The organism is Modestobacter sp. VKM Ac-2985, from assembly GCF_026967925.1.
Classification (GTDB): domain Bacteria; phylum Actinomycetota; class Actinomycetes; order Mycobacteriales; family Geodermatophilaceae; genus Modestobacter.
The window spans coordinates 1,327,766-1,345,861 of record NZ_JAPVBI010000002.1 but is presented as its reverse complement, the minus strand read 5'-3'; the positions used below and the strand labels follow the sequence as shown (position 1 = coordinate 1,345,861).

At 76.2% G+C, this 18,096-nt stretch carries 19 protein-coding genes; 4 read left to right on the top strand and 15 right to left on the bottom strand.

Going from position 1 to position 18,096, the window contains the following annotated elements:
- Positions 1 to 132: 132 nt before the first annotated feature.
- The 5 genes from O2V61_RS15715 to O2V61_RS15695 are packed head-to-tail and all read right to left on the bottom strand — an operon-like array spanning position 133 to position 5,678.
- Entirely contained in the window at positions 133 to 822 is a 690-nt protein-coding gene (locus O2V61_RS15715; RefSeq protein WP_269184195.1) for a hypothetical protein, read from the bottom strand.
- Positions 819 to 1,304: a pantetheine-phosphate adenylyltransferase gene (gene coaD / locus O2V61_RS15710; protein ID WP_269184194.1), complete on the bottom strand. Its 486-nt coding sequence runs from the start codon at positions 1,302 to 1,304 to the stop codon at positions 819 to 821. Before coaD ends, O2V61_RS15715 begins: the two co-directional genes overlap by 4 nt.
- Positions 1,301 to 1,855 (bottom strand): 16S rRNA (guanine(966)-N(2))-methyltransferase RsmD, encoded by a 555-nt coding sequence (gene rsmD, locus O2V61_RS15705; RefSeq protein ID WP_269158900.1) that lies wholly within the window; start codon positions 1,853 to 1,855, stop codon positions 1,301 to 1,303. Before rsmD ends, coaD begins: the two co-directional genes overlap by 4 nt.
- Positions 1,852 to 4,041: an ATP-dependent DNA helicase RecG gene (recG, locus tag O2V61_RS15700; protein ID WP_269184193.1), complete on the bottom strand. Its 2,190-nt coding sequence runs from the start codon at positions 4,039 to 4,041 to the stop codon at positions 1,852 to 1,854. The genes rsmD and recG overlap by 4 nt, the downstream gene beginning before the upstream one ends.
- Positions 4,042 to 4,052: 11 nt before the next feature.
- Positions 4,053 to 5,678: a DAK2 domain-containing protein gene (locus tag O2V61_RS15695; protein WP_269184192.1), complete on the bottom strand. Its 1,626-nt coding sequence runs from the start codon at positions 5,676 to 5,678 to the stop codon at positions 4,053 to 4,055.
- A 219-nt stretch (positions 5,679 to 5,897) separates the two neighbouring features.
- Between O2V61_RS15695 and rpmB the strand changes: the two genes are divergently transcribed.
- Positions 5,898 to 6,080, top strand: coding sequence for a 50S ribosomal protein L28 (gene rpmB / locus O2V61_RS15690; protein ID WP_442928852.1), 183 nt, complete (start codon positions 5,898 to 5,900; stop codon positions 6,078 to 6,080).
- A gap of 87 nt (positions 6,081 to 6,167) precedes the next feature.
- On the opposite strand, the gene O2V61_RS15685 is transcribed toward rpmB, so the two are convergent.
- From O2V61_RS15685 to O2V61_RS15675, 3 genes are read right to left on the bottom strand one after another with little or no spacing between them, the layout of a single operon-like run.
- On the bottom strand, positions 6,168 to 6,794 hold the full coding sequence (locus O2V61_RS15685) for a cytidylate kinase-like family protein (protein WP_269184191.1): 627 nt from the start codon (positions 6,792 to 6,794) through the stop codon (positions 6,168 to 6,170).
- Entirely contained in the window at positions 6,782 to 7,315 is a 534-nt protein-coding gene (locus tag O2V61_RS15680; RefSeq protein ID WP_269184190.1) for a GNAT family N-acetyltransferase, read from the bottom strand. The genes O2V61_RS15685 and O2V61_RS15680 overlap by 13 nt, the downstream gene beginning before the upstream one ends.
- Entirely contained in the window at positions 7,299 to 8,339 is a 1,041-nt protein-coding gene (locus O2V61_RS15675; protein WP_269184189.1) for a thiamine-phosphate kinase, read from the bottom strand. Before O2V61_RS15675 ends, O2V61_RS15680 begins: the two co-directional genes overlap by 17 nt.
- 122 nt (positions 8,340 to 8,461) lie before the next feature.
- On the opposite strand from O2V61_RS15675, the gene O2V61_RS15670 reads away from it, so the two are divergent.
- A complete protein-coding gene (locus O2V61_RS15670; protein ID WP_014742398.1) occupies positions 8,462 to 8,695 on the top strand; it encodes an Lrp/AsnC ligand binding domain-containing protein in 234 nt (77 codons plus the stop codon).
- A 5-nt stretch (positions 8,696 to 8,700) separates the two neighbouring features.
- On the top strand, positions 8,701 to 9,327 hold the full coding sequence (locus O2V61_RS15665) for a DUF3515 family protein (RefSeq protein WP_269184188.1): 627 nt from the start codon (positions 8,701 to 8,703) through the stop codon (positions 9,325 to 9,327).
- Between the two features lie 62 nt (positions 9,328 to 9,389).
- Here O2V61_RS15665 and O2V61_RS15660 read toward each other — a convergent pair whose 3' ends face one another.
- The 7 genes from O2V61_RS15660 to O2V61_RS15630 all read right to left on the bottom strand — a co-directional run bounded on the left by O2V61_RS15660 (position 9,390) and on the right by O2V61_RS15630 (position 17,329).
- Entirely contained in the window at positions 9,390 to 10,040 is a 651-nt protein-coding gene (locus O2V61_RS15660) for a hypothetical protein (RefSeq protein WP_269184187.1), read from the bottom strand.
- The gene (locus O2V61_RS15655) at positions 10,037 to 11,215 is read right to left on the bottom strand and encodes a D-alanine--D-alanine ligase family protein (protein ID WP_269184186.1); all 1,179 of its coding nucleotides are present in this window, start codon (positions 11,213 to 11,215) and stop codon (positions 10,037 to 10,039) included. Before O2V61_RS15655 ends, O2V61_RS15660 begins: the two co-directional genes overlap by 4 nt.
- An 11-nt stretch (positions 11,216 to 11,226) precedes the next feature.
- Positions 11,227 to 12,387 carry a cystathionine gamma-lyase gene (locus O2V61_RS15650; RefSeq protein WP_269184185.1) on the bottom strand — a complete coding sequence of 387 codons (1,161 nt, stop codon included), beginning with the start codon at positions 12,385 to 12,387 and terminating at the stop codon, positions 11,227 to 11,229.
- Between the two features lie 40 nt (positions 12,388 to 12,427).
- Positions 12,428 to 13,423 (bottom strand): NAD(P)H-dependent glycerol-3-phosphate dehydrogenase, encoded by a 996-nt coding sequence (locus O2V61_RS15645; RefSeq protein ID WP_269184184.1) that lies wholly within the window; start codon positions 13,421 to 13,423, stop codon positions 12,428 to 12,430.
- Positions 13,420 to 14,238, bottom strand: coding sequence for a lysophospholipid acyltransferase family protein (locus O2V61_RS15640; RefSeq protein ID WP_269184183.1), 819 nt, complete (start codon positions 14,236 to 14,238; stop codon positions 13,420 to 13,422). Before O2V61_RS15640 ends, O2V61_RS15645 begins: the two co-directional genes overlap by 4 nt.
- A gap of 125 nt (positions 14,239 to 14,363) precedes the next feature.
- Positions 14,364 to 15,908, bottom strand: coding sequence for an amidohydrolase (locus O2V61_RS15635; RefSeq protein ID WP_269184182.1), 1,545 nt, complete (start codon positions 15,906 to 15,908; stop codon positions 14,364 to 14,366).
- Entirely contained in the window at positions 15,905 to 17,329 is a 1,425-nt protein-coding gene (locus tag O2V61_RS15630; protein WP_269184181.1) for a serine hydrolase domain-containing protein, read from the bottom strand. The genes O2V61_RS15635 and O2V61_RS15630 overlap by 4 nt, the downstream gene beginning before the upstream one ends.
- A gap of 128 nt (positions 17,330 to 17,457) precedes the next feature.
- Here O2V61_RS15630 and cofC point away from each other — a divergent pair, with 128 nt between their 5' ends.
- On the top strand, positions 17,458 to 18,087 hold the full coding sequence (gene cofC, locus O2V61_RS15625; RefSeq protein ID WP_269184180.1) for a 2-phospho-L-lactate guanylyltransferase: 630 nt from the start codon (positions 17,458 to 17,460) through the stop codon (positions 18,085 to 18,087).
- Positions 18,088 to 18,096 lie beyond the last annotated feature (9 nt).

Sequence of the window (18,096 nt, the reverse complement as noted above, 5' to 3'; positions counted from 1 at the left end):
CGTCGTCGAAGGTGGGGGCGCCCGGCGCGAGGCCCGCGCCGGACGGGCACGCGGGACGGCAGCAGCCGGACAGACGTCCAGCCTACCCGATCCCTCCGTCCGCCCCTCCCGGTCAGGGGTGGGGCGTACCGGTCACGGGCTGCGGAGGTTGTCCCGGGCCTTCTCCACCGAACGCGCCATGTGCGCCAGGGTGTTCCCGAAGTCGGCCAGCCGGCTGTCGACGTAGTCGTCCACCTCGGCCCGCATCCGGGCCACGTCGGCGACGGTCTGAGCACCGAGCTCGTCGGCCCGGTCGACGGCGGTCCGGTACACCTCGGTCTCGGTGAGCAACCGCTCGTGCTCGGCCTGACCAGCGGCGATCAGCTCGGCGCGCTGCTCCTGCCCGTCCCGCACCAGCTGGTCGCGCAGCCGGCGGGCCTCGGCGAGCAGCTCCTCGGCCTCCTCCTCCGCGCCGGCGATCAGCTCGTCGGCCTGGGCCTGCGCCTCGGTGAGGATCTCGTCCCGCTGGCGGCGGGCGGTGCCGACGAGCTCCTCCCGCTGCCGGCGGGCGGCGACGACCACCTGTTCGCTCTCGCTGCGGGTGCGGCCGGTGAGCCGCTCGGCCTCGGCCTGCGCCTGCTGCAGGATCTCGGCGCGCTGCTCGACGATCGCCCCGGCCTGCTGGACCTCCTCGGGCAGGTTCTCCCGGAGGTCGTCGAGCAGGTCGAGCAGGTGGTCGCGCGGCACCATGCAGGAGCTGGACATCGGCACGCTGCGGGCGTTCTCGATCACCGTCGTCAGCTCGTCGACGGTCTCGTAGAGCCGGTACACGACCTCGGTCACGACTGCCTCCCCCTCGACTGGGCCACCAGCCGGTCGTTGACCGCCTTGGGCACCAGGGACGACACGTCGCCACCGAAGCGGGCGATCTGCTTGACCAGGCTGGAGGACAGGTGCCCCACCTGGGGTGCGGTGGGCACGAACAGGGTCTCGACGGCGGCGAGCTCCCGGTTCATCTGGGCCATCTGCAGCTCGTACTCGAAGTCGCCGACCGCCCGCAGGCCCTTGACGATGACCGGGATCTGCTGGGCCAGGCAGTAGTCGACGAGCAGCCCCTCGAAGCTGTCGACCGTGACGTTGGGCAGGTCGACGACCGCCTCACGCAGCAGCGACATCCGCTCGTGGACGTCGAACAGGCCGGCCTTGCCGGGGTTGACCAGCACCGCCACGACCAGCTCGTCGTACAGGCCGGCGGCGCGCGCGATCACATCGACATGGCCGTTGGTGACCGGGTCGAACGAACCGGGACAGACCGCTCGCCTCACGACAAGCGACCGTACCGGAGCACCGCCTCTCCGTACCGCCGATCGCGCAGTCCGTCGAAGGGTGTCGGCCACGGGAAGGTCTTCTCCCGGCTGGACCGCTCCACCACCACGACGGCGTCCGGGGCCAGCCAGCCGTTGCCGGCGAGCGCCTCGAGCACGCCGAGCACCTCCTCGACCGGGGCGGCGTAGGGCGGGTCGGCGAACACCAGGTCGAACTCCGCCGGCGCCGGCGCGGCCACCACGGTCTGGACGCTGCCCTGCACCACGCGCGCCCCGCGCAGGCCCACGGTCTCGATGTTGCCGCGCAGCACCGGCAGCACGCCGGCACCGGACTCCACGAAGACCGCCTCGGCCGCCCCGCGGGACAGCGCCTCCAGCCCGAGCGCCCCGGAGCCGGCGTAGAGGTCCAGCACACGGGCGCCGTCGAGGTCCAGCAGCGAGCCCAGGGAGTTGAACAGCCCCTCCCGGGCCCGGTCGCCGGTGGGGCGCACCCCGGCCCGGGGGACCTTGAGCCGACGCCCGCCGGCCACGCCGGCGATCAACCTCGTCATGCCTTCTCCAGGTAGGTGGCGCGCTCGTCCAGCGCCAGGGCGGCGACGGCGGCGGCCAGCTCGGGGTGGTCGGCGAGCCCGCCGCCCTGCTCGACCAGCGCCGTGGCCTCGACCCGGGCCTCGGCGATCAGCGCCTCGTCGTCCAGCAGGGACAGCAGCTTCACGTTCGACCGGCGGCCGGACTGTGCCGCGCCCAGCACGTCACCCTCCCGGCGGGTCTCCAGGTCCAGCCGGGCGAGGGCGAAGCCGTCGGTGGTCGCGGCGACCGCGGCCAGCCGCTGCCCGGTCGGTGAGGTGCTGGGCGCCTCGGTGACCAGCAGGCACAGGCCGGCGTGCCTCCCGCGGGCCACCCGGCCGCGCAGCTGGTGCAGCTGGCTGACGCCGAACCGGTCGGCGTCCATCACCACCATGACCGTGGCATTGGGCACGTCGACCCCCACCTCGACGACGGTGGTGGCGACCAGCACCTCGACCTCCGCGGCGGCGAAGGCACGCATCCGGGCCTCCTTCTCCTCCGGCGGCATCCGGCCGTGCAGCACCTCGACCCGCAGCGACGACAACGGGCCGTTGCGCAGCCCCTCGGCGACGTCGAGCACCGCGAGCGGGGGGCGCTTGTCGCTGGCGCCGCCCTTCTCCTCCGGCGGGGGCGCGCCGTCCGCGTCGTCCGGCCCGCCGTCGCCCGTGCCGCCGTCCTCGAGGTCGCCGATCCGGGGGCAGACGACGTAGACCTGCCGCCCGGCCGCGACCTCCTCGCGCACCCGGGCCCAGGCGCGGTCCAGCCAGGTCGGCTTCTCCCCCACCGGCACGACCGAGCTGGACACCCCGCCGCGGCCGGCCGGCAGCTGGCGCAGCGTGGAGGTCTCCAGGTCGCCGTAGACGGTCATCGCCACGGTGCGCGGGATCGGGGTGGCCGTCATCACCAGCACGTGCGGCGGCCGGGTGCCCTTGGCGCGCAGCGCGTCCCGCTGTTCCACCCCGAACCGGTGCTGCTCATCGACGACGACCAGCCCCAGGTCGGCGAACTCCACACCCTCCTGCAGCAGGGCGTGGGTGCCCACGACGATGCCCGCGCTCCCGTCGGCGACGGCAGCCCGCGCCTCGCGGCGGACGGCGGCCTTCTGCGAGCCGGTGAGCAGCACCACCCGGGTGCCCTCCGGGTCACCGTCGAGCTCGCCCGCGCGCCCCAGCGGGCCCAGGATCGCGCCGAGGCTGCGGGCGTGCTGGGCGGCGAGCACCTCGGTGGGCGCGAGCAGCGCGGCCTGTCCCCCGGCGTCGACGACCTGGGCCATCGCCCGCAGCGCGACGACCGTCTTCCCCGAACCGACCTCGCCCTGCAGCAGCCGGTTCATCGGCTGCTCGCGGGACAGCTCGGCGGCCAGCTCCTCGCCGACCTCGCGCTGGCCGTCGGTCAGCGCGAACGGCAGGGCCGCGTCGACCGCGTCCAGCAGCCCGCCGCTGCGCCCCGGCCGGGCGATGCCGGGCTCCAGCGCGGCGGCCCGGCGGCGGGCGGCGAGCGTCGCCTGCAGGACGAGCGCCTCGTCCCACTTGAGCCGCTCGTCGGCGGAGTCGACCTGCTCCTGGCTCTCCGGCCGGTGCTTCTGCCGGAGTGCGGTGGCCAGGTCGACCAGGCCGTGCCGCTCGCGGACGGGTTCGGGGATCGGGTCCTCGAGCAGCTGCTCCAGGGAGTGGGCGTCGTCCAGCAGCAGCTTGACCGACTTCTGGATGACCCAGCTGGAGACGTCCTTGCTGGCCGGGTACAGGGGCACCAGCGCCCGGGCCCAGTCGTCGTCGTCCCCGGTGATGATGTGGCAGTCGGGGTGGCTGAACTGCTTGTCCCCCCGCCACAGACCCACGGTGCCGGCGAAGAGCCCCCACTCGCCGACGTCGAGGTGCGCGTGCCGGTTGTTGAAGAAGACCAGCCGCATGCTGCCCGCGCCGTCGCCGACGGTCACCTCGGTGAGGGTGCCGCGGCGCTGCTGCATCCGCCGGGTGCTGACGCTCTTCACCTGGGCCAGCACCGTGACCCGGTCGCCGACCTCCAGGCCGTCCAGCCGGCTCATCTCCCCGCGCCGGGCGTAGCGGCGGGGGTAGTGCCGCAGCAGGTCGCGCACCGTGTGCAGCGCCAGCTGCTCGGCCATCACCTTCGCCGTCTTCGGGCCGAGCACCTTCGTCAGCGGCGTGTCCATGGAGATCGCCACTACTCGACCCCGATCAGCAGGGGCACGGCCCCGGCACCGCCGGCGTAGCGGACCACCTCGACCGTCGGGTGCACCGCGGAGAGGTGGGCGCAGACCGCGTCGCCGAGGGCGGGCTCCTCCCCCACCACGACGGTGGCCATCTCCCCGCCCGCCGACAGCAGCCGGTCCAGCAGGTCGCGGGCGACGGCGACCGGGTCGGCGCCGATGACCACGACGTCGCCCTCCGCGCTGCCCAGCACGTCGCCCGGGGCGCAGCGGCCGGCCGAGGTGAGCGCCTCCTGCTCGGCGACGGTCACCTCCGCCCACCGGGTCGCGGCGGCGGCCTCGGCCATCGCGATCACGTCGTCCCCGAAGCGGCGGGCCGGGTCGGCGACGGCGAGCGCCGCCAGGCCCTGCACGGCCGAGCGGGTCGGCACCACGACGACGTCCCGGCCCTCCTCGCGGGCCCGGTCGGCGGCGCGGGCGGTGACCGCGGTGACCTCCCAGTGGTTGGGCAGCACGACGACCTGCTCGGCCCCGGTGTCCAGCACCGCCTGCAGGACGGCGTCCTCGTCGACCGCGTCGACCGGTGCGGTCAGCACGGTGACGCCCTCGGCGCCGAAGAGCTCGGCGAGCCCGGCGGAGCAGGCCAGCGCGAGGACGGCGCGCACCCCCGCCGCGGCGGCCGGCGCCCGCACCGGGGCCAGCGGGGTCACCGAGATCCGGTGCGGCCTCCCCGCCTCGATCCCGGCCTCCACCGCGGCGCCGACGTCGCTCACGTGGACGTGCACGTTCCACTCCCGACCACCCGGGGTGTCGACGCCGACGACGACCAGGCAGTCGCCCAGCTCGGCCAGCCGCGTCTGCAGCCGGGAGACGGCGGCCTCGTCGGTGTCGGCGAGCAGGAACTGCACCTCGCTGCCCGGCCCGGGGGCGGGCGCAACCGGCACCGGCCACGGTGACCGGCGGGGCCGGGCCGGCCGCCCGTCCAGCGGCGCGCGGGCCGGCGTCGTGCCGGTGACCGTGCCGACCAGCGCATCGAGCACCAGACACCAGCCGGCGCCCCCGGCGTCGACCACACCGGCGTCGCGCAGCGCGGCCAGCTGTTCGGTGGTCGCCCGCAGGGCGGTGAGCGCACCCTCGGCGGCTGCCCGCACGACGTCGGCCAGCCCGGCCTGCCCGGCCGCGACGGCGGCCGTGGCCGCGTCGGCACCGGCCCGGGCCACGGTGAGGAAGGTGCCCTCCTCCGGATCGGCGACCGCGGCGTAGGCAGTGCCGGCGGCCGACGCCAGCGCGTCGGCGAACACCGTCCCGTGGACGTGGTCGACGTCGGCCAGCCCGTCGGCGAGGCCGCGCAGCAGCTGCGCCAGGATCGCCCCGGAGTTGCCCCGCGCGCCCAGCACGGCGCCGCGGGCAAGAACGGCCCAGGCGGACTCGGTGCCGTCGGCGCCGGTCAGCGCCTCATGGGCGGCCTGAGCGGTCATCAGCAGGTTGGTGCCGGTGTCGCCGTCGGGCACGGGGAAGACGTTCAGCTCGTCGAGCCGCCCACGCGCCTGCGTCAGCGTGTCGACGACGGCGGAGCTCCATCGGCCGACCGCGGCCTCGTCCAGCGCCTCCAGCACGTGCGGCAGGGTACCGGGGGCCACCGACACGACCGGGTGCCCACGACCCTCCCGCCACCGCCCCGGCCTCGGGGGACGGGGCGGTCCGACACGGCTCGTGCGCACCGGCTACAGTGGTCTCCAGTTGTGCGCGGCAGGACCATGCCCTGGGCTCCCGCCCGGGTCTCCGCCGGGCACTGCGACTGACTTCAGGACCTGACTTCAGCTGGACCAATTCTCTGGGAGTGATCGACCGTGGCTGCCGTGTGCGATGTGTGTGGCAAGGGCCCCGGTTTCGGCATGTCGGTGTCGCACTCGCACCGCCGCACGCCGCGCCGTTGGAACCCGAACATCCAGTCCGTCCGCGCCGCGCTGACCGGCGGCGGCCGCCAGCGCATGAACGTCTGCACCTCGTGCATCCGCGCGGGCAAGGTCGCTCGGGCGTGACGCAGGCCCCCGACAGGGGGCCGTCGAGCTGCGAAGACCCCGGCAGGTCCTGAGGACCCGCCGGGGTCTTCGGCGTTCCTGGCCGGTTCAGTGGCCGATCCCCCGCGCGTGGGCCGCGGTGACCACCAGGTCGACCACGGTGGCGTGCGGCAGCGCCGTGCTGTCCACGACGAGGTGGTAGTGCCGGGCCTCGGCCGGGTCGCAGCGGTAGAAGTGCCGCACGTAGGCCGTCCGCGCGGCGTCGGCGGCCTCCTGCTCCCGGCGCATCTCCTCGACGGGCCGGTCGAGGTGCTCGACCGCGGCCGCCAGCCGGCGCTCCGGCGGCCCGTCCAGCCGCACGTGCAGGACGTCGGGCCGGTCGCGCAGCACCATCGCCCCCGCGCGCCCGAGCACGACGCCCCCGGGCCCGGCCGCGATCTCGGTCACCACCCACTCGGTCTGCTGGCGATAGGCCCGCTCATCGGGCAGCGACCCGGTGGGCAGCACCCCGCCCACCGGGTCGGGCATCGTGCCCAGCGAGCTGACCAGCCGCCACAGCCCACGGGCGATGGTCTCGTCGTTGGCCTCGGCCTCGGCCACCGGGACCCCGAGCCGGCCGGCCACCTGCGCCGGGATGACCCGGTCGTGGAAGGGCAGGCCGAGCCGTTCGGCCACGGCCGGGGCGATCTCCGCGCCGCCGGCGCCGAAGGACGCCGAGAACGTCACGACGCCCATGCGTCCTCCTCCGCCACCGGCCGGCCGGCGATGAGCTCCTTGCCGAGGAAGACCGCCTCCGGCGAGTCCGCGTAGATGCCGTAGCCGGCCACGGTGGAGTAGCCCGCCCGCTCGTAGAGCGCCAGGGCCTCGGGCTGCCGGTCACCGGAGTTCAGCAGCAGCCGCACGTGTCCGGCCGCGGCCGCGGTGCGCTCCAGCTCGGCCAGCACCTGGGCGGCCAGCCCCCGTCGCCGGAAGCCGGGCTCCACGTACATCCGCTTGAGCTCCGCCACCCCGTCCCCGTGCGCGCGCCAGCCACCGCAGCCGGCCGGCACCCCGTCGACCTCGGCGACCAGGAACAGCCCAAGCGGCGGGGAGAACTCGCCCGGGTCGACCACCGCGGCGTCCCGGCCGCCGTACCGGACGACGTACTCCTGCTGCACCCGCTCGATGAGGTGCTGCGCCACCGGGTCGGCGTACCCGACGACGCGCAGCTGTGCCGGGCCGGACGCGGCCCCCGGCGCCTCAGCCGAAGTGGACATGCCCCGCACCCTCCCCCAGTTCCTCGGCCACCCGACTCGCGGGCACCCCGTCCACCTGCACGCCGGGCCCGTCGTCGCCGCTCGCGCGCACCGCGCCGACGACCGTCCAGCCGGCCGGCAGGACCGCGCCGGCCGGGAAGGTCGCCACCAGCGCATGGTCCTCACCACCGGTCAGCACCCAGGCCATCGGGTCCCCACCCAGCGCCGCCGCGACCTGCGGCAGCGGCCCGGCGGGGTCGACGAACGCCTCCTGGAGCGCGGCCCGGTCCAGGTCGATCAGGACCCCGCTGTCGACGGCCAGGTGACCGGCGTCGGCGAGCAGCCCGTCGCTGGTGTCGCACATCGCCGTCGCCCCGGCGTCCGCGGCGTCCGGGCCGGCGGCGTAGGGCGGGGTCGGCCGGCGGTGCGCACGCACGGCGGCGATCGGCGAGGAGAAGCCCCGGCGCAGCACGGCCAGCCCGCACGCCGACCAGCCCAGCCGCCCGGCGACGGCGACGACGTCCCCCGGACGAGCGCCGCTGCGCAGCACCGGCGCCCGACCACCCAGGTCGCCCAGCGCCGTCACCGACAGCACGACCGCCTGGGAGTCCGGCGCGCTGGCCGAGGTGTCCCCGCCGACCACGGCCGCACCGAAGGGGGCGCACTCGGCGGCCATTCCCACGGCGACGTCCTCCAGCCAGGTGGTCGGGGTGCCCGCCGGGCAGGCGAGCCCGACCAGCAGCGCGGTCGGCACGGCGCCCATGGCGGCGATGTCGGCCAGGTTCGCGGCCGCCGCCTTGTGCCCCACGTCCTCGGCGGAGGACCAGTCACGGCGGAAGTGCCGCCCCTCCACCAGGACGTCGGTGCAGGCCACCACCCGGCCGTCGGGGGTGCGCAGCACCGCGGCGTCGTCGCCGGGGCCCACCTGGGCCACCGCGGCAGCGCCGGAGCGGGCCACGACCCGGTGGATGACGGCGAACTCCCCGACCGCGCCGACGCTGTCGTCCGGGTCCGGCTGGAGGCCCAGGGGGCGGGGCCGAGTCATCGGTCACTCCCCCCGGCTGGGGTACGTTGCCGATCGGCCCGCTGCTCGGCAGGCCGGTCGCACCCCCCGCCGCTGCCGACGTGGCAGCCGGCGTCGAGGCACTGCCCGAGGAAGGTCAACCCGTGGTCCACGCCTACATCTTGATCCAGACCGAAGTCGGCAAGGCAGCCGCGGTCGCCGCGAGCATCAGCGAGATCGCCGGCGTGACCAAGGCCGAGGACGTCACCGGCCCCTACGACGTCATCGTGCGGGCCGAGGCGAACACCGTCGACGAGCTCGGTCGGCTGGTGGTCGCCCGGGTGCAGTCCGTCGACGGGATCACCCGCACGCTGACCTGCCCCGTCGTCAACCTCTGAGTCGCTTGAGCACCCCGGCCCCCGACCAGGCCACCCCGCCGCCCCCGGACCCGTTGCGGCGGGCGGCGCTGATCGCCACCGCCGTCCTGGTGCCGCTGGTCGTCGTCCTGCTCGTGCTGGTCAACCTCCTGGGCCGCGGCACCGACTCCGCGGAGGAGCCGGACGCGGTCGCGGAGATCTCCGGCACCACCTCGGCGCCCCGTGCCGAGCTGCCGGCGCTGCCCGTCGACACCCCGGACATCACCCCGGAGGCCGATCTCGCCTGCCCGGCGCTGATGAGCCAGCTGCCGCTGGAGCTGGCCGAGGAGACCTCGCGCCGGGTCGACTCCGACAGCCCGTTCGCCTACGCCTGGGGCGACCCCGCGACCGTGCTGGTCTGCGGCGCGGAACCGCCGGCCGGCTACGTCGTCGGCGGCCCGCAGACGCTGCTGGTCTCCGGTGTGGAGTGGTTCGTCGACACCACCGACCCCGACGTCTACGTGTGGACGACGGTCGACCGCAACGTCCCGGTGCAGGTGCGGGTGCCGGCCAGCTCCGACAGCGCCGCACCCACCGCGTTGAGCCCGCTCATCGCCGGCGCGATCCCCTACGTCGAACCGACCCCTGCCCCGCTGCCCGAGCCGACCGACTGAACGGCCCCCGTGCCGGGTCCCGCCGCGAGCTCGCGAGTGGTGGGAGGCACGGGGATCCGTCGTCACCCGGTCGGGAGCCGGTCGAGCTGAGCGGTCGTGACCGCCTCCAGCTCGCGGCGCGCCGCCTCCGGGGTGTCGGCGACGGCCGCGACCGCGACGGTGAGGACCCCGACCGAGCACCAGGCGAAGACCGCCGGGCCGGACATCCGGGTCTCGGGCGCCGGATCGTCCTGGGCGAGCAGCACGCAGTCGTCCGGCAGCCCGCCGGGCGAGCGGTCCAGGTCACCGCCGTAGTGCTCGGCGTCGTTGCGGGCCAGGTCGTCGGCGTAGGTGACCGCGCCGGCCGGGTCGGCGAACTGGTCGATGAAGACGCTGGTCAGCTCCTCCCCCGAGCGCCAGAAGCGTTCCCAGCCGCGGGTGTAGCCGTAGTCGGCGAGCACCTCCTGCTGGCGCTGCGCGTCCTCCCCGTACCGGGCGACGTCGTCGATCGTCTTCTCCCCCGCCGGCGGGGCCAGCTCGTCGTCGGGCACCCGCGGCAGCCCGGAGGGGACCTCCTCGACCAGCAGCGCCTCCAACTCGGCCGCGCTGGTCGGGGTCGCCATCGACGTCGCCGCCTCGGGTACCGGGTCGGCGTCGGAGGACGCGCAGCCGGTGCACACCGGGGAGAGGAGCAGCGCTGCGGCCGCGGCGCCCCGCCGCAGCCGCGAGGTCATCCGGCGCCCAGCACGGCGCCGTCCCGCGGGGTGCTGTCCAGCTCTCCGGCGTCCGGCCCCCGGCCGGCCAGGGCGCTGGCGACCAGCCGGTCGACCAGCTCGGGGTAGCTGACCCCGGAGGCGGCCCACATCCGCGGGAACATCGAGATCGGGGTGAAGCCGGGCATCGTGTTGACCTCGTTGACGACCCATCGGTCGGCACCGGTCGCCGGGTCGGTGGTCAGGAAGAAGTCGACCCGGGCCAGGCCCGCGCAGTCCAGGGCCAGGTAGGCCCGGCGGGACGTCTCCTGCACCGCACTCACTTGCTCGGGGGTGAGGTCGGCGGGCACGTCGAACTCGACGGCGTCCTCGAGGTACTTGGCGTCGAAGTCGTACCAGTCGGTGCCCGGCCGCAACCGGATCTCCGCCGGCAGGCTGACGTCGGGCAGCCCCGCGCCGGGGGCGGCGAGCACCCCGCACTCGATCTCCCGGCCGGGCACCGCGGCCTCGACCACGACCTTCGGGTCGACCGCAGCCGCCGTCGCGACGGCGGCCGGGAACTGCGCCCAGTCGGTGACCTTGGTGATGCCGATGCTGGAGCCGGCGCGGGAGGGCTTGACGAAGACCGGCAGCCCGAGGCGCGCCCGGGCCGCCTCGTCCAGCAGCGCCGGGTCGGCACGGAGCGCACCGGAGGCGTCGCGCAGCACCACGTGGTCGCCCTGCGGGATCCCGGCCGCGGAGAGCAGCTGCTTGGTGAACTCCTTGTCCATCGACGCAGCGCTGGCGAAGACCCCGGAGCCGACGTAGGGCAGCCCGGACATCTCCAGCAGGCCCTGGATGGTGCCGTCCTCGCCGTAGGCGCCGTGCAGCACCGGGAAGACGACGTCGACCTCGGTGAGCCGGCCGATCGCCTGCCCGGCGTCCAGCACCGCCAGCCCGCGACCGGCCGGGTCGCCCACGAGCGAGACCGCGGTGCCGTCGAGGACCTCGGGCAGCTGCCCGTCGTCGATCGCCAGGTCCTTGCCGTCGTGCAGCAGCCAGCGGCCGTCCCGGGTGATGCCGACGGGCACCACCTCGTACCGCGCCGGGTCCAGCGCGGCCAGCACGCTCCCGGCGGACACGCAGGAGATCGCGTGCTCCGCGCTCCGCCCGCCGAAGACGACAGCGACCCTGGTCTTGCGCGCCTTCCCGGTCATCGCCGCCGACCCTAGCCGAGGGTCCCGAGCGCGGAGGTCAGGTCGGCCACCAGGTCGGCGGTGTCCTCGATGCCGCAGGAGAACCGCACGAACCCGGCCGGGACGGCGTCCCCGCCCCACTGGGCCCGCCGGTCGACGGTGGTGTGGATGCCGCCGAAGCTGGTCGCGGCCGCGACCAGCCGGCTGCCGCGAACCAGGCGGGCCACGGCGTCGGCGTCGGCGAGCTCGGCGGAGACCACGCCGTTGGGGCGCAGCATCTGCCGGGTCGCCAGCGCGTACGACGGGTCCTGCGGCCGCCAGGGCCACCGGACACCGCTGACCGCCGGGTGGTCGGCCAGCAGCTCCGACAGCGCGGCCGCGTTGGCGGCCTGCCGGGCCAGCCGCAGGTCCAGGGTGCCCATCGACCGGTGCGCCAGCCAGGCCTCGAACACCCCGGGGGTGTTGCCGGTGGTCTTGCGCCAGGCGGCGAGCCGGGTGTGCAGCTCCCGGCCGCGCTCGGTGCGGGCGGTGCTCACGTGCCCGAGCAGGACGTCGCTGTGCCCGGTCAGGGCCTTGGTGTCCGAGCCCACGGTGACGTCGGCGCCCAGCGCGAGCGGGCGCTGCCCGATCGGGCTCGCCGTGGTGTTGTCCACCACCAGCACCGCGCCGGAGGCCTGCGTGGCCCGGGCGACGGCGGCGATGTCGCAGACGTCCAGCTGCGGGTTGCTGGGGGTCTCCAGCAGCACCAGTCGGGCGCCGTCGAGGTCCCCGCGGGCGGCGACGTCCTCGATCTCCAGGGTGGGCACGAGCTGCACCTGCACCCCGAAGCGAGCCAGCTCGTCGCGGGCCAGCACCCGGGTGGCGTAGTAGCCGTCCGCGGGCAGCACGACCCGGTCGCCGGGGGCGACGAGCGCCAGGACGGCGGAGCTGATCGCCGCCATCCCGGTGGCGAAGGACAGGCAGTCGCCACCGTCCAGCTCGCCGACCGCGCGTTCGAACACCCGCAGCGTCGGGTTGTCCGGACGGGCGTAGCCGTCGGCGCCCTGCCAGCCGGGCGCCTCGTCGCCGAGGTGGTACGGCGCGGCGAAGACCGGCGACGGGCGGAGCGGGGTGCCCGGCACCGCCGGGTCGTCCCCGGCGTGCACCAGCCGGGTGCCGTCGCCGAGCACAGGGGGCAGTTCAGGGGTGGTCACGGACGGTCCTCCACGGGTGTGCGACGGCGACCCGGGGGGTCTACTCCGGCTTGGCCTCTCGGGACATCATCTCGCGCACCATCTGCGCGGCGGACTCGCCCTCGTGGCAGACCCGGACCACCGCCTCGGTGATCGGCACGTCGACCCCGTGGGCACGGGCCAGGTCCAGCACCGAGCGGCAGCTCTTCACGCCCTCGGCGGTCTGCCGGGTGATCTGCTCCACCTCGGCGACCGACATCCCCTGGCCGAGGTGCTCACCGAAGGTGCGGTTGCGCGACAGCGGCGAGGAGCAGGTGGCCACCAGGTCGCCCAGCCCGGCGAGCCCGGCGAAGGTGGTGACGTCGGCGCCGAGGGCGATGCCCAGCCGGGCGGTCTCGGCCAGGCCGCGGGTGATCAGCGAGGCCCGCGTGTTGTCACCGAAGCCGAGGCCGGCGGCCACCCCGCAGGCCAGCGCGATCACGTTCTTGACCGCACCGCCCAGCTCGCAGCCGACCAGGTCCGGGTTGGTGTACGGCCGGAAGTAACGGGTGTGGCACGCCGCCTGCAGCGCCGCGGCCCGGTCGGCGTCCACACAGGCGATCACCGTGGCCGAGGGCTGCTCCTCGGCGATCTCCCGGGCCAGGTTGGGCCCGGAGAGCGCCGCCACCCGGCCGGCGCCGGCGCCGGTGACCTCGCAGATCACCTCGCTCATCCGCTTGGTCGTGCCGAGCTCCACGCCCTTCATCAGCGACAGCAACGAGGAGTCGGGGGGCAGCAGCGGCGCCCAGCCGGTCAGGTTGGCCCGCAGCGTCTGGCTGGGGACCGCCAGCACGACGACGTCCGCGCCGTCGAGCGCCTCGGCCGCGTCGACGGTGGCCCGCACCGCGTCGGGCAGCCGCACGCCCGGCAGGTAGTCGGCGTTCTCCCGGGTCGCGGTGATCGTCGCGACCAGCTCGGGACGGCGGGCGTGCAGGGTCACCGAGCACCCGGCGTCGGCGAGCACCTTGGCGAAGGTGGTGCCCCACGAGCCGGCGCCCAGCACGGCGGCGCGGGTCATGCGGCCGCTCCGGGCAGGTCGCCGGGGAGCGTGCGGGACGGCCTCGGGTGGAACTGCGCCGGGGGCTGCTCACCCCGCAGCTCACCGAGCTGGTCGCGCACGCGGGCCATCAGCAGGTCCGTCACCTCGCGCAGCAGCTCGGGGGTCAGCGGCGCGCCGGCCCGCACCCGCGCGCGCTGCTCGGAGAGGTCGATCGGCTCGCCCACCAGGTGCTCCACCGGGGTCCGCAGCCGCCGGTGCAGGGTCTTGGTGTGGTAGTCGTGCACCCGCTGCGGACCCCACTGGGCGACCGGCAGCACCATCGCCTCGGTGGTCAGCGCGAGCCGGGCGACCCCGGAGCGCGCCTGCATCGGCCACCAGTCCGGGTCCCGGGTGACCGAGCCCTCCGGATAGACCACCACGACGTCCCCGGCGTCCAGCGCCGCCTTCGCCGCGTGCACCGAGGAGCTGGCCGCGCTGGAGCCACGCGACACCGGGATCTGCCCGGCCCCCCGCAGGATGGCGCCGGCCACGCCGCTGAAGAGGGTGTCCTTGGCCAGGAAGTGCGGGGCCCGGCCGGCGTCCCAGACCAGCCGGGCGCAGGCCAGCGGGTCGAGCACCGAGACGTGGTTGGCGACCAGCAGCACGCCACCGGTGGGCGGGATCCGGTCGGCGTGGTGGTACCTCAGCCGGAAGGCGGCGGAGGCCGACGGGTACACGACCGCGACGCACAGCCGCAGCGCCCAGGGCACCGGGCGACGGGTCCGCCGGCGGGAGGGGCGCCGGTCGCGTGGAGCGGGCACGGTGGCCGCGCTCGGTGACAGGTGCTCGGACACCGGGCCCCCTTCCGTCTCGTGGCCCGCCGGCGCTGCACCGACGACCCAGCCCATGATCGTGCCCCCCGGCCCGGATCGGCCGGCACGCGCCCCCGGGTGTCGGGCGGCGACCTCCCGCGCGCCCGTCAGCCGAGCTCGGGTGCTCGGTGGGTGAACCGGCCGCCGACCAGGGTGGCCAGCACCTGCGTCGCCCGGAGTCCGTCGGCACCGTCCCGGGCCAGGACGGTCGCGGGCGGCTCCGCCAGGACCACCAGGTCGGCCACGTCCCCGACCCGGACGACGCGGCGTCCACCACTGGCCGCGGCCAGTGCGGTGTCCAGGTCCAGGTGCTGCTCGGGGTGCCAGGCCGGGCGGTCGTCCAGGGACCGGTGGACGGCGCTGGCGATGCCGTCCCAGGGGTCCAGCGGGGCCACCGGCGCGTCGGAGCCGAGCACGATCTCGGCGCCGGCGTCGACCAGCGACCGGTAGGGGAAGGCCCGCGCCGTCCCCTCGGCCCAGTGCTGGTCGGCGGCGTCCCGGTCGTCGAGGGCGTGCCGGGGCTGCACGCTGGCGACGACGCCGAGCTGGGCGAAGCGCGGCAGGTCCGCGTCGTGCACCTGCTGGGCGTGCTCGATCCGGCCGGTGCAGCCAGCGGCGGCGAACCCGTCCAGCGCGACCGCGGCGGCCCGGTCGCCGATGGCGTGCACGGCGAGGTCCAGCCCGGCCGCGGCCCCCCGGCGCAGCAGCCGCTCCAGCTCGGCCGGCGGGGTGCGCAGCACCCCGTGCGCGTCCTCCCCCGCCGCCCCCGGGTACGGGTCGTGGCAGAAGGCGGTGCGGGTGCCGAGCGAGCCGTCGACGAACACCTTCAGCGGGCCCATCCGCACCCGGTCGGCGGCGACCGGGTCGCTCACCCCGGGCAGCGGGTCGCCGCTGCGGAGCCCGGCGGCGATCGCCTCCTCCAGCCGGTCGATCCAGACCCCGGCCCGAACGCGCAGCGCGGGACCGCCCTCCCGCAGCCCGGCCCGCCGGGCCCAGGAGCTGACCAGGTCCCCGTACTCGAGGTCGACGACGGAGGTGAGGCCACGCGCCGCCGCCGCGACCATGGCGTCCAGCACCCAGCCGTCCAGGACGGCCGGGTCGACCCGGGCGGCCCGGGCCACGACGTCCATCGCCTCCTGCTCCAGCACCACCCCGGTCGGGTCGCTCAGGCCGAAGCGCCGCGTGGCGGCGGTGTTCGCCCAGGTGGTGTGCAGGTCGCCGCTGACCAGGACGACGCTGGTGTCCGGCGGCGCCACCCCGGCCAGGGCGTCGTCCAGGACGGCGGCGGTGGCCGGCTCGGCCCACAGCGCGTCCCGGAAGCCGTGGCCCAGCACCACCGCTGCCGGTGCGGGCGGCGCGGCAGCCAGCGCGGCGGCCATCAGGGCGGCGGCCTCCTTCGCCGACTGCGCCGCGGAGACGTCGACCCGCCGCTGGGTCGCGGCCCACTGCTCCAGGTGGGTGTGCGCGTCCTGCAGGCCGGGCAGCAGCACGGCCCCGGCCAGGTCCACCACCTCCAGCGGGACGGGGAGCCGGTCGAGCCCCGGGGCACCGGAGGACAGGTCGTCGGCGATCGCCCGCACCCGCCCGTCGGCGACCAGGACGTCGCGGGTCCGGCCGTCCACCCGGGCCGACCGCAGCAGCAGCGCGGTCATCGGCCGGCCCCGCCGGCGCGGACCTGGGCAGCCCGCTGCGCCCGGAAGACCTCGGCCGGCCAGGCCGAGATGCCCCCGAACCGCACCGACGCCGCGGTGCCGTCCTCGGCCCAGGTGTACTGCACCGTCTCCCCGGCCGCCCCGAACCCGGCGACCGCCTCCTGGCGCAGGGTGTCCGGGCCCTCGACGGTGAGCTCGAGGTGCTCCTCGGCCGGCTCGGGCGCGCTGGGGTGCAGCAGCACCAGCCGGCCGCCCAGCAGCGCGACGTCCGTGGCCCCCCAGAGGTTCACGAAGCGCCCGGCGTAGCGGGCCAGCTCCGCCGCCGGGGGCTGCGGCTCCCCGGCGGGGGCGGCCAGCGCCAGGTCGAGGAGGCCGAACAGTCCACGCGCCAGCAGGTCGGCCGGCCCGTCCACCGCGTTGGTCAGCACGGTGACGACGACCTGGGCCTCCGGGTCGATCCAGGTGCGGGTGATGTGCCCCGGGAAGCCGCCGCTGTGCCCGACCAGCCGGCGCTCACCGACCGTCCGCAGGTCCAGCCCCAGGCCGTAGTGCCGCGGCGGGGCGCCGTGCGCGCGGATCTCGGACTCCGGCCGGCGCATGAGCCGCTTGGTGTCCTCCCGCAGCAGCCGGGTGTCGCCGGTCGTCAGGGCCGTGCCGAAGGCGGTGAGGTCGCGGGCGGTCGACCAGAAGCCGGTCGCGGCGGCCATCGCCCGGGTGTCCACGGCCGGGATGGCCAGCCGGGTGTCCTCCCCGTCCAGCAGGCCGGTGTGCCCGGTGGCGTGCTCGCCGGCCCGGGCCGGGTCCCACTCCGGGCCGGTGTCGGCCAGGCCCAGGGGGTCGAGCACCGCGCGCTGCACGTGCTCGGCGTAGGAGGCGCCGGTCACCGCCTCGATCGCCGACCCGAGCAGCGAGTAGCCGATGTTGGAGTACTTGAAGTGCTCGTTGCGCTCGAAGACCGCGCCCTCCTCGACCGCGATGCGCAGCAGCAGCTCCGCGTCCGGGAAGGGCCGGCCCAGCTGCCAGTGGTCGTTGTCCCCGCCGTCCCGGATGACGCCGCCCTGGTGACCGAGCAGTTCCCGCACGGTGACCGCGGCCAGCGCCGACCCCTCGAGCGCCGGCACCCACTGCCCGATCGGGTCGTCCAGCCGCATCCGCCCGGCCTCGACCAGCTGCAGCACCGCGGTGGCGGTGAAGGTCTTGGAGTGCGAGGCGATCCGGAACAGGTGGCCGGGGGTCAGTGGCGCCTCGCTGTCGGTGTCGGCGACCCCCAGCGCGGTGTCCAGCACCAGCTCGCCACCGACCCGGACGGCGGCCTGCACGCCCGGCACCCGCAGCCGGCGGCGCTGGTGCTCCAGCCACGACTCCAGGTGGCCCGCCGCGGCGGCGGCGACCTCGGCGGTGCGGTCGGGGGTGGTGCTCATCGCGGCGGGCTCCTCGGGGCCGGAGGACTGTGGTGGGGGGAGCAGATCACCTCCCGCGGCGACCTGCGCAGTGGCCCCCCGCCACCGGTCGTGCACCCACCCCGGAGCCGGTGTGCTGAGCTTGGCCGGTGCAGCGGTGGTCGGTCGTCGTCCCGGCCAAGCGGCTCGCCGCGGCCAAGACCCGGCTGGCGCCGATGACCGCCGGCACCCCGGCAGTGCACGCGGAGCTGGTGCTGGCCCTGCTGGGCGACACCGTGGCCGCGGCACTGGCCAGCCCCGCCGTCGGCCTGGTGCTCGTGGTCACCGACGACCGACGGGCCGCCGCCGTGGTCACCGGCCTGGGCGCGCGCGCGGTCGACGACCGGCCCGGACGTGGCCTCAACGCCGCAGTGGAGCACGGTGCCCGCATCGCCCGGGCCGCCGGCGCCGGGCCGCTGGCCGCGCTGCACTCCGACCTGCCCGCCCTCCGGACCGACGAGCTGTCCGGCGCGCTGGCCGAGGCAGCTGACCGGCCGCGCAGCTTCGTCGCCGACACCGCGGGCACCGGGACGACGCTCCTGGCCGTGTCCGCCGGGGAGCTCGACCCGCGCTTCGGCCCCGGGTCCGCCGCCGCCCACACCGGGAGCGGGGCGGTCGCCCTGACCGGGGACTGGCCCGGGCTCCGCCGGGACGTCGACACCCCCGCCGACCTGGCGGCCGCCCGGCACCTCGGGGTCGGGCCCCGGACGACGGGGTTCCTCTCCTCCACCGCCAGGTGAGGCAGGATC

Coding starts and splice junctions, on each gene's coding strand:
- O2V61_RS15680 (WP_269184190.1), bottom strand. CDS start 7,315: ATGTCCACTTCGGCTGAGGCGCCGGGGGCCGCGTCCGGCCCGGCACAG.
- recG (WP_269184193.1), bottom strand. CDS start 4,041: ATGGACACGCCGCTGACGAAGGTGCTCGGCCCGAAGACGGCGAAGGTG.
- O2V61_RS15630 (WP_269184181.1), bottom strand. CDS start 17,329: ATGAGCACCACCCCCGACCGCACCGCCGAGGTCGCCGCCGCCGCGGCG.
- O2V61_RS15635 (WP_269184182.1), bottom strand. CDS start 15,908: ATGACCGCGCTGCTGCTGCGGTCGGCCCGGGTGGACGGCCGGACCCGC.
- O2V61_RS15645 (WP_269184184.1), bottom strand. CDS start 13,423: ATGACCCGCGCCGCCGTGCTGGGCGCCGGCTCGTGGGGCACCACCTTC.
- O2V61_RS15655 (WP_269184186.1), bottom strand. CDS start 11,215: ATGACCGGGAAGGCGCGCAAGACCAGGGTCGCTGTCGTCTTCGGCGGG.
- O2V61_RS15675 (WP_269184189.1), bottom strand. CDS start 8,339: ATGACTCGGCCCCGCCCCCTGGGCCTCCAGCCGGACCCGGACGACAGC.
- O2V61_RS15660 (WP_269184187.1), bottom strand. CDS start 10,040: ATGACCTCGCGGCTGCGGCGGGGCGCCGCGGCCGCAGCGCTGCTCCTC.
- rsmD (WP_269158900.1), bottom strand. CDS start 1,855: ATGACGAGGTTGATCGCCGGCGTGGCCGGCGGGCGTCGGCTCAAGGTC.
- O2V61_RS15685 (WP_269184191.1), bottom strand. CDS start 6,794: ATGGGCGTCGTGACGTTCTCGGCGTCCTTCGGCGCCGGCGGCGCGGAG.